Consider the following 14,638-nt stretch of genomic DNA (forward strand, 5'->3'; position numbering starts at 1 on the left):
TCTTTTGCTGAAGCAAGAGCTTCTTCTATAGCAGTTTCCTGATCAGAAGTTATTGTACCAGCGGTTACTAGAGCATCCAGTGCAGATTTTATAAAATCAGTATTATCTTGTTTATCACCATTGCTTTGATTATTGCTGCCACCTTTATCTGAAGGCGTTAAAGCTTCTTCTATAGCAGTTTCTTCATCAGAAGTTATTGTACCAGCAGTTACCAGGGCATCTAGCTGTGTTTTTATAGTGGAAGGGTCTTTTGCTGAAGCAAGAGCTTCTTCTATAGCAGTTTCCTGATCAGAAGTTATTGCACCAGCGGTTACTAGAGCATCTAGCACAGATTTTATAAAATTGGTATTATTGTGTTTATCACCATTGCCTTGATTATTGTCGCCACCTTTATCTGAAAGCGTTAAAGCTTCTAATACTGCAGTTTCTTCATCAGAGCTTATTGTACCAGCAGTTACTAAGGTATCTAATTGTGTTTTTATATTATTATTTGTACCTGTCATATGGGCAGCAAATGCTATGTTACCACTAGATAGTGTTATACCAGCGGCAACAAGACCTGCAATAACTTTACTCTTAATACTTTTAGTTTTCATATAATTCACTCCTTCTATTAATTTCTTATTAACTTAACTATAACCCAAAATTGTTGTGTAAATGTCAAGTGTTTATGTGAAAAATATGTGAAACATTATTTATACACATATTTTAAATTTAGAAATTTTAGCTTCTAAAAGTAAAATTGTTATATAAATATGTGTATAAAAATATTAGTTTGTGTTACTATGTATGAAATATCAAGTGATTCTTAGGTTCAGGTGGAGTTTGCTTAAGAGAAATACTATTCTCCATCTGAACCTTATTAACAGTATTCTTGATGTCTTTAGCACTTAGAATAAGTTATTCTTTAGGGGAAGAACTTATCCAGGCACGTAGCAGTGCTTATCCCCCCACTTTAAAGAAGCTGGGGGTGTTAGCAATGGTAGTGTTCGGATAAATTATGTCGTGATGAAGTAATATGTTGATTATGGAGGGAAAAATATGTTCAAAAGATATAGAAGACTTAGAAAAAATAATGCAATAAGGAGTATGGTAAGGGAAACCGTATTGAATGGGGAAGATTTGATTTATCCTTTATTTGTGGTAGAAGGAGAAAATATAAAAAGAGAGATAAAATCTCTTCCAGGAAATTTTCACTGGTCTTTGGATAGACTTAACGAATTAATGGAGGATATAGTAACTTCAGGGATAAGAGGGGTAATAATTTTTGGAATCCCGGATCATAAGGATGAAGTAGGCAGTGGGGCATATGATGATAGAGGTATAGTTCAAAGGGCAGTAGGTGAAATAAAAAGAATTGCACCGGATATTTGGGTTATTACAGATGTGTGTATGTGCGAGTATACCAGCCACGGCCACTGCGGCATAGTAGTAGATGGCTTTGTAGATAATGATGAAACATTAAAATATATAGCTAAAATAGCACTTTCCCATGTAAAGGCAGGGGCAGATATGGTGGCACCTTCTGATATGATGGATGGAAGAGTAGGAGCAATCAGAAATATTTTAGATGAAAATGGCTACAAAGATGTAGGCATTATGGCTTATAGTGCCAAGTATTCTTCTGCTTTCTATGGACCTTTCAGGGAAGCTGTAGATTGCTGTCCTGAATTTGGAGATAGAAAAGGCTATCAGATGGATCCTGGAAATAGCAGAGAAGCTATGCTTGAAATTCAGGAAGATATTGAAGAAGGCGCGGACATAGTTATGATAAAACCAGCCTTGCCTTACCTGGATATAATAAAAATGACAAGAGAAAAATTTAATAATGTTATAGCAGCATATAGTGTAAGCGGAGAATTTGCCATGATTAAAGCTGCATCAGCTGTGGGAAGTATAGATGAAAAATCTATAGTACTTGAAACCCTCACGTCTATTAAAAGGGCAGGAGCAGACATAATAATAACCTATCATGCAATAGATGCGGCAAAGTGGATTAGAAGGGTTTGATTGTTTAGTATTGGCTAAAAAGGAGGTATAGGTTTATGATTCATGGAGGGGATATTTACACGGAGGGAGTGCTTAAAGGGAAAAAGTTATTGGATTATAGTTCCAATATTAATCCCTTGGGAGTTCCTGAAGTTTTCTTGGAGAATATAAAAGAAGCTATAAAAAATATGGCTGTTTATCCTGATATTCAATATAGGAATTTGATAAAATATATAGAAGAGTATATTGGATGCAGGGGAGCAGATATTTTACTAGGAAATGGTGCATCTGAACTTATTGATCTGTCCATAGGCTTATTTAAAAGCATACTTATTGTGGTTCCTTCCTATGGGGAATATGAGATAGATGCAAAAAGATGGAACTGCAGAATTGAGTTTTCTTATTTATCTTCTAATATGGAAATTGATTATGATGATATAATGGATAAAATGGTGGAGTTGAATTCAATTATAATTGGAAATCCCAATAATCCAAATGGAGGAGTAATTGATAAGGTGAAATTTCAACCTATATTGGATTTCTGTGAAAATAATGATAAAGTTATTATTTTAGATGAAACCTTTATTGAGTTTACAGGAAAAACTGAATTTAGTTTTATAGATGAGATAGATCAATATGAAAGCATTTTTATAATAAGGGCAATGACTAAATTTTTTGCCCTGCCCGGTATAAGGTTTGGGTATGGTATAACTAAAAATAAAAGTATTTTACAGGGGATAAAGAGCAGACAAAATCCCTGGAATATAAATTGTTTTGCGGAAGTGGCTGCCAAGTATTGTTTAAAGGATTTAAATTATATTCATAAAGCTAGGGTAGTAGCTAACAAGGAAAGGCAGTTTATGACAGAAGAACTTGGAAAATTGTATTTTATTGAAAAGGTATTTGAAACCCATGCAAATTTTATATTATGTAAAATAAGAAATGTGAGTGAAGAGCAAGTGTATGATTATTGTATAAATAGGGCAATAATCATAAGAAAAGCCAGCAATTTCAGGGGACTTGATAAAAGGTTTATAAGGCTTGCAATAAAAGACAGAAGCTCCAATGAAAAACTATTAACTGTTTTAAGACATTTTCAGAGGAACAGTTATCCTGTATGCTAGATTTTCAGGGAAGAATGAAAGTAAAATTTCCATTTAAAAAGGGGATGGAATAAGGAATGGGTAAGTTGAAAAAAGGGTTTGTCCAGATATATACAGGAGATGGAAAAGGGAAGACTACAGCAGCTTTAGGATTGGCATTAAGGGCTGTGGGAAATAACTATAAGGTATATATGGTTCAGTTTCTCAAGACTTCTAAAACAGGGGAAATTGAAAGTGTAAAAAAATTAGGAAGTAATTTTAATATATATAGGTTTGAAAAGAAAAAAGGTTTTTTCTGGACATTAAATGATAGTAAAAAAGAAGAATTAAAAAAAGAAGTGGAAAAGGCTTATAAATTTTGTTTGAAAACCGTTGAGAATAATACCTGTGATATTTTAATAATGGATGAGATTATGGCTGTAATTTCAAATGGAATTATATCCATAGAGAAAATAACTGAACTCATAGATAAAAGACCAGATAATATGGAGCTTATATTCACTGGAAGGGATGCACCACAGCAAATTGTAGAAAAAGCAGACCTTGTAACAGAAATGAAAAGCATAAAACATTATATAGATAAAGGTATATTTGCAAGGGAAGGTATAGAATATTAAAGTTAAGGATTTTTAAGGGAGATTTTAATATGGATATAGCACTCGTTAGTTTAAATAAACATGGAGATATAATTGGCAAAAAAATAGAAGCTAGTATACCTATAGATGTATTTTCTAAAAGTAAAATTGAAAACTTTAACATTGTAAAAATTTCACAAAAGCTTATGAAAGTTTATGAGGCAATAATTTTTGTGTGTTCTACAGGTATAGCAGTTAGGGCCATTTCACCTTTTATAAAAAATAAATGTGAAGATTCGGCAGTCATTGTAGTGGATATAATGGGAAAATATGTTATAAGTCTTTTGAGCGGCCATTTAGGTGGTGCCAATGAACTCTCTAGAAAAATAGCTGAAATAATAAATGCAGAGGCTGTGATTACCACTGCAACAGATAATCTGGATTTAAAGGCACCAGACATTATTGCAAAGGAAAATGACCTTATAATAGATAACATTGGAGATGTAAAATGTATTTCAGCTCTTATGGTAGAAGGAGAGAATATTGCTTTTGAAGATGAGGAAAATATTATTGGTACACCAAAGGGTTACAGATATAATCTGGAAGAGTCCTGTGGAGTTGTATATGTGACAAATAAGTTAAACTATTTTAAGTCTTTTGATAAAATAGTCTCTCTTAAACTTATAAGAAAAAATATAATTATTGGGATTGGATGCAGGAAGGATTATTCCGTTCAGAATATGAAAAATACAGTAAGAGAAAAGCTTAGAGAATACAATATAGATGAAAGAGCTGTTAAAATAGTTACATCCTATGATATTAAAAGAGAAGAAAAGGCTATTATAGAACTTGCAAAATTTTTAAAGGCACAATTCAAAACTTTCACTAAAGAAGATATAAAATCTGTTGAACATAAATATAAGGGAAGTAATTTTGTGGAGGAGCGTGTAGGAGTGAAGGCAGTATGTGAGCCCTGTGTGGAACTGGCAAGAGGTAAAATTCTAGTTAATAAACTTAATTTATCAGGAATGACTTTATGTATAGGGAAAGAAATATATAATGCACGATGAACAATTCACAATTATAATTTTTGGATATATAAGGGGGAGAGGGAAAACATGAAAGCTACTGCCAGTTATCCGGGCAGCATAGGTGAAATGATACAGGGCAATTTTAGAGGAAAAGACGTATTGATATCTTGTCCTATAAATTTTTTTACCAAGGTAACTTTATTTGAAAGATATTTTCCCATTTTTAAATATAATTATCCCAAAAGCATGCAGTTTATGAAAATCATTTTGAAAAGATGGAATTATGATTTTTATGAAAAAAATTTGGATATGACCATAATTTCTCAAATTCCAAAAGGAAAGGGATTTGCCAGCAGTACTGCGGATCTATGTGCTACTTATTATGCACTTTTAAAGCTTTTTCACAGAACATTTAATGAAAAGGAATTAATAGACTGTTGTATTGAAATTGAACCTACAGACAGTATAATATTTCACGGTATTACTTTATTTGATTATAAGAAAGGAACTTTTAAGGAAAGTATAGGGGAATATTTTAAATTTTATCTTTTGGTATTTGAAGGGAGTAAAATGGTAGACACTGTAGAATTCAACAATAAGGCAGATGAACCCTTAAATGATGTAGAAGATTTGATAAATATATTTAAAAGGGGTTTTATGAGAAAAAGTTTAAAGGAGGTGGCTTTGGCATCCACAGAGAGCATATTGAGAAATGAAAACAGACTTAAATATAACATACTGCCTCAAGTTGTGAATATTAAGGATTCCACGGGGGGGCTCGGTATTATAGGTGCCCATACAGGAGATTGTCTTGCTATAATTTATGAAAGTTTAAAAGATTTGGATAAAGCAAGGGGCGGTATCGGATTTATCTCGGGTTATAAGGTATATAAACTTGAAACCATTGATAAAGAGGAACTTATGGAGGTATTATTTTGAGTTTTAAAATTGCTACAAGAAAAAGCAAGCTGGCATTGGCACAAACAGATTATGTAATAAATTTATTGACTTCAAAGTTTAAGATGCAGTGCGAAAAAGTCTCTATAAAAACTGAGGGAGATAGAAAGCTGGATGTATCTTTAAACAAAATTGGGGGAAAGGGAGTTTTTGTAAAGGATATTGAGAAGGTATTAATGAAAAAACATGCCCATGCAGCGGTACACAGTATGAAGGATATGCCAAATGAGCTATTGGATTTCTTTGAAATAATTGCAATGCCTGTAAGAGAAGATGTAAGGGATGTTTTTATATCTCCTGAAGGTATAAGTTTTTCACAGCTTCCAAAAGGAGCATTGATAGGCACCAGCAGTATAAGAAGGGCAGTGCAGATAAGAAGTTTAAGGAATGATATAGAAATAGTTCCTATGAGAGGAAATATAGAAACAAGGATAAGAAAAATGAAAGAAGAAAAATTAGATGGTATAGTTCTTGCTGCAGCGGGGATTAAAAGGCTTGGCATGTCAGAAGTTATAACAGAATATTTCGATCCTCTCAAATTTATTCCTGCAGTGGGACAAGGAGCTATAGGAGTAGAGATTCTAAAAAATAGTGAATATTCAAGTATTTTAAGCAAGATAGACAATAAAGATGTAAGAATAGGTGTAGAGGCAGAAAGAAGTTTTTTAAAGAAACTTCAAGGAGATTGTCATATTCCTGTAGGAGCATATTCTGTAATTGAAGGTGAAATTCTCAACATAACAGGTATCTTTCAAGTTGGCAGTAGACTTGTAAAAAAAGATGTATGTGGTAATAAGTGGGACTATATCAGATTAGGAGAAAGTTTGGGGAAAAAAGTCCTAAGAGGTTAATTATAATTGAAAGGAAGTAAATGTTTCTATGGGAAAAGTGTATTTGATAGGGGCAGGACCTGGAAATGAAGAATTGATTACTTTAAAGGCTTTAAGAGTTTTAAGAGAATGTACTTCAGTATTATATGACAGGTTGACGGGAGAGGGACTGCTTAAATATCTGGATAAAAACTGCAAGATATTTTACTGCGGAAAAGAGTCAGGTTGTCACTATAGAACTCAGGAAGAAATAAATAATATGCTTGTTAAACTTGCAAAAGAAGGACATATAGTGGGAAGAATAAAAGGAGGAGATCCTTATGTATTTGGAAGAGGAGGAGAAGAAGGCATAATATTAAGTAAGGAAAATATTCCCTTTGAGGTTATTCCGGGAATTACATCTGCCATAGCTGTTTTAAGTTATAGTGGAATACCTATTACCCATAGGGGAATTTCAAGAAGTTTTCATGTTTTTACAGCTATGACCAGGGATGGGGAAGGTCTTGAGTGGGAATATATTTCAAAGCTTTCTGGAACACTGGTTTTTCTTATGGGAATGGAGCATATAGAAGAAATATTTAAAAAACTTATAGAAAATGGTAAAGACAAGAATACTCCTGCAGCAGTGATAATGAGAGGAACAACCTCAAAACAAAGGATGGTTACAGGGGATTTGACAAATATAGTAAAAAAAGCTAAGGAGGAGGAACTTAAAGCCCCCTGTATTATTGTAGTTGGAGAAGTAGTTTCTCTTAATAAATATTTAAACTGGTACAATAACATGGAGTTATATGACACCAATGTGTGCATCACAAGAAGCAGGAAACAGTCTTATAAAATTAAAGATAAATTAATCAAATTAGGGGCGGAAGTAACGGAAATCAATGCAATAAAAATTTGGAATACCTCAGAAAATATGAAAGGGTATATACATAAACTCCCAGAGTATGACTTTATAGTTATGACAAGTGTAAATAGTGTAAATATATTTTTTAATTATTTAAAAGAAAAAAGATATGATATAAGAAATATAAAAGGGAAGTTTGCAGTAATAGGTTCTGCTACGGAAAGAGCTTTAATGGAAAAGGGTATATGTGCAGATATAAAGTCTGAAAAATTTGTAAGTGAAAGCTTAAGGGAAATACTTATAAAAGAAGTTAAAAAATCTCAGAAAATATTGATACCATGTTCCAGGCTCTCACGAAGAAATGTGGCACAGGCTTTAATTGATTTTGGATGTTTGGTGGATGAGGTACATATTTATGAACCAGTGCAGGGGGAGGTATTTAACCTAAAATCCTTAGATGAAGTAGATGTTGTATTTTTTACCAGCCCTTCTATAGTAAGAAGTATGATAAATATTTTTGGCACAGATAAGCTACGAGAAAAGATGAATATATCCATAGGTCCCCTTACTTTTAAAGAATTAAAGAAGTATGGTATATCTAGTTTTATTAGTGATGAATTTACAACAGAGGGTATGATTGAAAAGCTTTTACAGATTAAAAAACATAGGGATTAGGAAGTGATCATATGAAAAAGGCAATTTTAGTAATCAGCTTTGGAACTACTTATGAAAATACAAGAAGACTTACCATTGATGTCATTGAAAATAAAATAAGGAAAGAATTTAAAGATTATGAGATAAGAAGGGCTTTTACAGCTTATAAAATAATAAGTACATTAAAGTCTAGGGATAAAATAATGATAGACACACCTGAAGATGCCCTGGAAAAGTTAAAAAATGATGGTTTTGAACAGGTAATTGTACAGCCGCTTCATATAATTCCAGGAGGAGAATACGATTTTATTTTAAGAGTGGTTGAGAGATATAACAGAAGTTTTAAAGAAATAAAAGTTGGAAGACCGGTGTTGTTTTATAAGGGGATAGATGGAGAGATTCCAGATGACTATGATATCATGGCAGAGGCAATTAAAGATATAATTCCAAAGGATAATTTGAGCATATTAATGGGGCATGGCAGTACCCACTGGGCCAATGCTTGTTACTCCTGTTTTCAGCTTGTTTTAAGGGAAAAAGGGTTTAACAACTGTTTTATTGCCAATGTAGAGGGATATCCTGATTTTGGTACTATAGTCAGTAATATAAACAGAAGTTGTACTTTTTCTAGAAGAGAACGTAAAAAGATTAAATTAATTCCTCTTATGCTGGTAGCCGGAAATCATGCCAGAATAGATATGGCTGGCGAGGAAGAAGACTCATGGAAAAACATTTTAGTAAGGCAAGGATTTGATGTGGAAGCCTATATTCATGGATTAGGAGAGATTGGAAAATTTCAAAATATTTATATATCCCATATACAAGACGTTATAGATTCAAAGTATGATTATATACTTCAGGGAAAGAAGGAATATGAATGCCAAAAATTATGATTCAGGGTACCGCTTCCTCTGTAGGCAAGAGTATAATTGCTGCAGCTTTATGCAGAATCTTCAAGCAAGATGGATTTAAAGTATGTCCCTATAAGTCTCAAAATATGTCCTTAAATTCCTATATTACCTTAGATGGCGGGGAGATGGGAAGAGCACAGGTGCTTCAGGCTTATGCTTCGGGCCTTGAACCGGAAGTGTATATGAACCCCATACTTTTAAAACCTACCACAGATAAAAACTGTCAGGTTATTATAAAGGGAGAGGTTTATTGTAATGCAAGTGCCAGAGAATATTACAACATGAAAAAAAAATTTGTACCCATGTTAAAAAAGGATTTTGAAATGCTGGAAAGTGAATTTGACATAATGGTGATTGAAGGGGCAGGAAGTCCTGCTGAAATAAACCTGAGAGATAACGACATTGTAAATATGGGATTGGCAAAACTTGTGAATTCTCCTGTGATTTTGGTGGGGGATATAGATAAGGGAGGGGTATTTGCTTCACTTTTAGGCACCATGATGCTTCTCACTGAAGAAGAGAGGAAAAGAGTAAAAGGAACTATTATTAATAAATTTAGAGGGGATGTGGAAATACTAAAGCCTGGTTTATGGATGATAGAAAAGAAAATAAAAGTGCCTTGTATAGGGGTGGTTCCATATTTTAAGTTGGTTTTAGAGGATGAGGACAGTGCAGTGGATTTTAATACAAAAATTAATGCACCTGTTGATATAGCAGTAATAAAGCTGCCTCACATTTCAAATTTTACAGATGTAGAACCCCTAAAAGTTGAAGAGGATAGTTCACTGCGCTACATAACAAGTGAAGATGATTTTGGGAATCCGGATTTTCTCGTAATACCAGGAAGCAAAAATACCATAGAGGATTTAGTTTATATAAGAAAGGTGGGAATAGAAGACAAAATCAAAGAGTATTCAAATAGAGGGGGTTTTATATTTGGGATATGCGGAGGATATCAGATGTTGGGCACATATATAGAAGATCCTTTAGGGGTGGAAACAAAATTTAAAGCTGTAAATGGAATGAATATTCTAGATATAAGTACTGTATTTGAAAAGGAAAAGGTGACCACCCGAGTTAAGGGCAGGATAGCTGGATTATGTAAAGATATTAGTATTTATGGGTATGAAATCCATATGGGCATATGTAATTATGGAAAGAGGGCAAAACCTCTAATAGAGATAACTTGTAAAAATGGCCGCAGCTGTGATTTTAAAGAAGGAGCCGTTAATTTAGAAGGAAATGTCATGGGTACTTATATTCATGGGATTTTTGATGGAACTGAACTGAGACAGCACATAATGAATAAATTAAGAATTAAAAAAGGAATAAAAGAAAAAAAGTCACTAGTCTATGAGAATTTAAGGGAAAAAGAAATTGACAAATTAGCTGATATAGTAAGAAATAGTTTGGACATGAAAAATATGTACAATATACTTGATATTAAAAAGTGAGTTTGTGGAGTAAGAATATGAAGAGTATAATTATATCCTCCAATAGCAGCGGGGGAGGGAAGACTACAGTGACTTTGGGACTTATGAGAACACTTATAAAAAGGGGATTTTCGGTGCAAGGGTATAAAGTAGGTCCTGATTACATAGATGGAGCATTTCATGAATATATAACAAGAAAAGCTTCAAGAAATCTAGATTTATATTTAATGGGGGAAGAAGGGGTTAAAGCTTCCTATAAAAGAGGTAGTGGAGATTATGGCATAATTGAAGGAGTAATGGGACTTTATGATGGAAAAGGTATAACTTCAGATTATTCTACGGCTTCTGTAAGTAAAGTTTTAAATATACCTGTAGTACTAGTGCTTACCCCCAAGGCCCAAAGTGTTACCCTATGTGCTGAAATAAGCGGTATTTTGAATTTTGAAGATATAGACATAGCAGGGATTATTTTAAATAACATAAATGAACATTACTATAAACTTTTAAAAACCATAATTGAAAAAAATTTTAAGGAAAAAATCAAAGTTTTTGGTTGCCTTCCTAAAGATGATGAACTGACTTTAAAAAGCAGATATTTGGGACTTGTACAAAGCAGTGAAGTGACAGGACTGAAGGATAAAATTGAAATATGCAGCCAGATGATTGAAAAATATATTAATGTAGATGAATTATTGAAATATTTTTCAAAAACCTATGAATTTAAGGATACTTATCATGTAAAAAGAAAAGATTTTAAGATTGCGGTGGCAAAGGATAAGGCTTTTAATTTTTACTATAAGGAAAATCTTGAACTTATGGAGGAGTTGGGGGAAGTAGAATATTTCAGTCCTTTAAAAGATAAAAAGATACCGGAGAATATAGATTTTTTGTACCTTGGAGGGGGTTATCCTGAAGTATTTAAAGAAGAGTTAAGTGCCAATAAAATGTTGTTATCTAATATAAACGCTGTATTAACTAAGGGCACAAGATGCTATGCAGAATGTGGGGGACTTATATATCTTATGGAAAGTATAGAAGATACCGGTGTAGTGGGATTTTTAAAAGGGAATGCCTATATGGGTACAAAACTCTGTAATTTTGGATATGCACAAATTAAAATTGAAAATTCCAATCATATATTTCCAAAAGGTATAAAAGTAAATTGCCATGAATTTCATAAGTCCTATTTAAAAACAGAAGAGGATACCATATATACATTGATTAAAAATACCTATGATGGAAAGGAAAAAAAGTGGAGATGCGGTTATTTGAAGAATAACACCCTAGCAGCTTATGCCCATGTGCATTTTTTTGGGAATATGAGTTTTTTCAAATATTTGGTTACTACAAAAGGGAAGTGAAATTTTTATGGATTATATTAAAAACCCCAGAGCAATTGAAGAAAAAAGTTTTCAAATTATTGAAGAAGAAATGGGAGATAACAATTTTACCCATAGAGAACTGCTTATAATAAAGAGAGTAATACATACCACTGCGGATTTTGAATATAAGAATTTAGTGTATATCAGACAGGGGGCTATAGAAAGTGCCCTTCAGCTTTTGAAAAAAGGAACTAAAATTTATACGGATACAAATATGATTTTGGCAGGCATAAATAAAAAAGCATTAAAAACTTTAAATTGCAGTGCAATATGTTATGTAGCAGATAATGAGGTAGCCAAAATTTCAAAGGATAGGGGGATAACTCGTTCTATGGCAGCTATGGAAAAGGCTGCAGGGGAGGGGATAAATTTCTTTGTAATTGGAAATGCTCCCACCGCACTATATAAATTAAAAGAATTGATCGAAGAGGGGAAGTGCAGTCCATCCTTTGTAATAGCTGTTCCTGTGGGGTTTGTAGGTGCAGCACAGTCCAAAAAAGATTTTGAAGAACTTAAACTGCCTGTGATTACAGTAAGAGGGAGAAAAGGAGGCAGCACCGTAGCGGCAGCAATTATAAATTCTCTTTTATATATGTTGGTAAATAGGTAATAAGGAGTAATAAATATGGATTTATATGTGAATTGTGGAGGGAAAAATTTAAGATGTGGTTATACCACAGGTTCATGTGCAGCGGCTGCAGCAAAGGCTGCAACCAGAATGCTCTATTCAAAAGAAGTTTTAGAACATATAAGTATAGATACTCCTAAAAATATAGAACTGGATTTGCATATTAAAAGCGTAAAAAGATGTGTAGACTATGTGGAGTGTTGTGTAATAAAGGATAGTGGAGATGACCCGGATGTAACAAATGGAATTGAAATATGGGCAAGGGCTGAGAAAAGTAAAGAAGAATATATGCTGAGGGCAGGTGTAGGTGTAGGGATAGTTAAAGGGGAAGGATTATATGTAAAAAAAGGTGATTTTGCTATAAATCCTGTGCCAAGAGTCATGATAGAAAGAGAAGTTAAAAAAGTTCTGCCTCGGGGAAAGGGCGTTGTGATAACCATATTTGTTCCAGAAGGAGAGAAAATTGCACATAAAACCTTTAATCCAAGACTAAACATAGTAGGGGGCATATCTATTTTAGGGACTACAGGAATAGTAGTGCCTATGTCCCAGGAAGCTTTGAAAGAGTCTATAAAACTGGAAATTTCTCAAAAAGCGGCCAGTGGATATAAGGATTTGATACTTTTATTTGGAAATATGGGGGAAAATAAAGCAAGGGAGCTTGGATTGAATATAAAAAAAGCTGTTATAATGTCCAATTATGTGGGATTTGCTTTGGACTGTTGTGTAGAATATAAAATAGAGAAAATACTTATGGTGGGACATATAGGAAAAATATCAAAAATTTCTGCAGGGTGTTTTAATACCCACAGCAGGGTGTGTGATGTAAGGCTGGAAGTTATGGCTCTTGAACTTGCTCTTATGGGAGCAGATAGAAAAATTGTGGAAGCTGTGTATAATGAAAAGACCACAGAAAGTGCAGTTAAAATTATAGGTAGTAAGCATAAGGATATATATAGGAGAATAGGTAAAAAAATAAAAGAAAGAATAGAAAAATTTACTTATGGAGCCTTAGAGGCTGAGATAATTATGTATTGTATGGAGAGCGGAGTGCTGTGGGATGGAAGGAATAGAATTTAAAGTTAGCTTATAAGTTAAGTAAATTTAAGGGGAGAAAATGAAAATTATGGTTTATATTGTAGGGATTGGACCTGGGGCAAAAGAGTATATTTTACCTAAAGCGGAAAAAATTATGGAGAATTGTGATATTATTATTGGCTTTGAGCGTGCCATAAAAAGTTTGAATTATATAAAACAGAAGAAGATTATAGTTAATTCTTTTGCAAAAATATTTCAATTTATAGAAGATAACAAAGAGAACCATATTTCTATAGCAGCTTCAGGTGACCCCTGCTTTTATGGTATTACAGAATATTTCAATAAAAATTTTGCTGGAGAATTTAAAGTGATACCGGGCATAAGTTCTTTTCAATATTTTATGTCAAAACTGAGTAAGTCCTGGCAAAACGCTAGGTTATGCAGTCTTCATGGAAGAAATCAAGAGGTGGCTCGAGAGGTTGCAAATAATAAATTGACTATATGGTTTACAGGTAAGAATAATACTCCTAATTATATCTGCAGGGAACTAGTAAAAAAAGGAATAAGGGCATTGGTATATGTGGGTGAAAATTTATCCTATGGGGATGAAAAAATATCAAAAGGCACTGCAGAAGAAATGTGCAGTGGCAATTATAGCAGTTTATGTGTAGTAGTAGTAGAAAATAGAGAGGGCATTAAATGATATATATAAAAGATGAGGAATTTATAAGAGGAAATTGTCCCATGACAAAGGAAGAGGTCAGAATATTAAGTATGGCTAAAATGGAAATTAGAGATGGAGATACATTGCTTGATATTGGGGCAGGAACAGGTTCCATCAGTATACAAATGAGTAAATGCAGTCCATTGGGGAGTGTAACGGCTGTGGAAAGAGAAGGGGAAGCTCTCAAAATACTGGAAAAGAACCGAGAAAAATTTAAAGCTTATAATATGACCATAGTGGAAGGAGATGCACTTTTAGTAGAATCCTCTATGAAACAAATATTTGATGGTATTTTTATAGGTGGAAGTGGTGGGGATATTGAAGATATAATTATTAAATACTCCGCAAAGTTAAAAAAAGGTGGGAAATTTGTAATGAATTTTATAACTATTGATAATCTCTATAAAGCTATGGAGAGATTAAAGAAACTGAAATTTGAAACAGAATGTACTCAAGTGGCTATAAGTAAAACAAAGAATAGGGGCTATATGCTATTTTCAAATAATTCAATTTACATATTAAGTGGAAAAAAATAA

Annotated in this window: 14 protein-coding genes and 1 pseudogene; 14 read left to right on the top strand and 1 reads right to left on the bottom strand. The window is 33.2% G+C overall.

Annotated features, from left to right (window positions below; translation table 11 throughout):
* A pseudogene (locus tag V7Q02_RS02240) lies at nucleotides 1-596 on the bottom strand (hypothetical protein); the annotation flags it as partial.
* Between the two features lie 445 nt (nucleotides 597-1,041).
* On the opposite strand from V7Q02_RS02240, the gene hemB reads away from it, so the two are divergent.
* Genes hemB through cbiT form a run of 14 tightly spaced genes read left to right on the top strand, consistent with a single transcriptional unit; the run spans nucleotide 1,042 to nucleotide 14,638 of the window.
* A complete protein-coding gene (gene hemB, locus V7Q02_RS02245; RefSeq protein WP_333859337.1) occupies nucleotides 1,042-2,010 on the top strand; it encodes a porphobilinogen synthase in 969 nt (322 codons plus the stop codon).
* A 35-nt stretch (nucleotides 2,011-2,045) separates the two neighbouring features.
* Nucleotides 2,046-3,113, top strand: coding sequence for a pyridoxal phosphate-dependent aminotransferase (locus tag V7Q02_RS02250; RefSeq protein ID WP_333859338.1), 1,068 nt, complete (start codon nucleotides 2,046-2,048; stop codon nucleotides 3,111-3,113).
* Nucleotides 3,114-3,169: 56 nt separating this feature from the next.
* Nucleotides 3,170-3,709 carry a cob(I)yrinic acid a,c-diamide adenosyltransferase gene (locus V7Q02_RS02255; protein WP_333859339.1) on the top strand — a complete coding sequence of 180 codons (540 nt, stop codon included), beginning with the start codon at nucleotides 3,170-3,172 and terminating at the stop codon, nucleotides 3,707-3,709.
* Between the two features lie 29 nt (nucleotides 3,710-3,738).
* Entirely contained in the window at nucleotides 3,739-4,737 is a 999-nt protein-coding gene (cbiG, locus tag V7Q02_RS02260; RefSeq protein ID WP_333859340.1) for a cobalt-precorrin 5A hydrolase, read from the top strand.
* A gap of 48 nt (nucleotides 4,738-4,785) precedes the next feature.
* On the top strand, nucleotides 4,786-5,637 hold the full coding sequence (locus V7Q02_RS02265; RefSeq protein WP_333859341.1) for a GHMP family kinase ATP-binding protein: 852 nt from the start codon (nucleotides 4,786-4,788) through the stop codon (nucleotides 5,635-5,637).
* Nucleotides 5,634-6,506, top strand: a complete 873-nt coding sequence (gene hemC, locus V7Q02_RS02270; protein WP_333859342.1) for a hydroxymethylbilane synthase — start codon at nucleotides 5,634-5,636, stop codon at nucleotides 6,504-6,506. Before V7Q02_RS02265 ends, hemC begins: the two co-directional genes overlap by 4 nt.
* Before the next feature lie 28 nt (nucleotides 6,507-6,534).
* A complete protein-coding gene (gene cobA / locus V7Q02_RS02275) occupies nucleotides 6,535-8,007 on the top strand; it encodes a uroporphyrinogen-III C-methyltransferase (protein ID WP_333859343.1) in 1,473 nt (490 codons plus the stop codon).
* 11 nt (nucleotides 8,008-8,018) lie between these two features.
* Entirely contained in the window at nucleotides 8,019-8,879 is an 861-nt protein-coding gene (locus V7Q02_RS02280; RefSeq protein ID WP_333859344.1) for a sirohydrochlorin cobaltochelatase, read from the top strand.
* Nucleotides 8,864-10,351, top strand: a complete 1,488-nt coding sequence (locus tag V7Q02_RS02285; RefSeq protein WP_333859345.1) for a cobyric acid synthase — start codon at nucleotides 8,864-8,866, stop codon at nucleotides 10,349-10,351. Before V7Q02_RS02280 ends, V7Q02_RS02285 begins: the two co-directional genes overlap by 16 nt.
* A 17-nt stretch (nucleotides 10,352-10,368) precedes the next feature.
* On the top strand, nucleotides 10,369-11,691 hold the full coding sequence (locus tag V7Q02_RS02290; protein WP_333859346.1) for a cobyrinate a,c-diamide synthase: 1,323 nt from the start codon (nucleotides 10,369-10,371) through the stop codon (nucleotides 11,689-11,691).
* A gap of 7 nt (nucleotides 11,692-11,698) precedes the next feature.
* On the top strand, nucleotides 11,699-12,322 hold the full coding sequence (locus tag V7Q02_RS02295) for a precorrin-8X methylmutase (protein WP_333859347.1): 624 nt from the start codon (nucleotides 11,699-11,701) through the stop codon (nucleotides 12,320-12,322).
* A gap of 15 nt (nucleotides 12,323-12,337) precedes the next feature.
* Complete coding sequence (gene cbiD / locus V7Q02_RS02300; protein WP_333859348.1) at nucleotides 12,338-13,420, top strand: cobalt-precorrin-5B (C(1))-methyltransferase CbiD; 1,083 nt, start codon at nucleotides 12,338-12,340, stop codon at nucleotides 13,418-13,420.
* A gap of 46 nt (nucleotides 13,421-13,466) precedes the next feature.
* On the top strand, nucleotides 13,467-14,081 hold the full coding sequence (cbiE, locus tag V7Q02_RS02305; protein ID WP_333859449.1) for a precorrin-6y C5,15-methyltransferase (decarboxylating) subunit CbiE: 615 nt from the start codon (nucleotides 13,467-13,469) through the stop codon (nucleotides 14,079-14,081).
* Nucleotides 14,078-14,638, top strand: coding sequence for a precorrin-6Y C5,15-methyltransferase (decarboxylating) subunit CbiT (gene cbiT / locus V7Q02_RS02310; protein WP_333859349.1), 561 nt, complete (start codon nucleotides 14,078-14,080; stop codon nucleotides 14,636-14,638). The genes cbiE and cbiT overlap by 4 nt, the downstream gene beginning before the upstream one ends.

Origin of the sequence: Clostridium sp. (assembly GCF_036781005.1) — a bacterium.
Lineage (GTDB): Bacteria > Bacillota > Clostridia > Clostridiales > Clostridiaceae > Clostridium_B.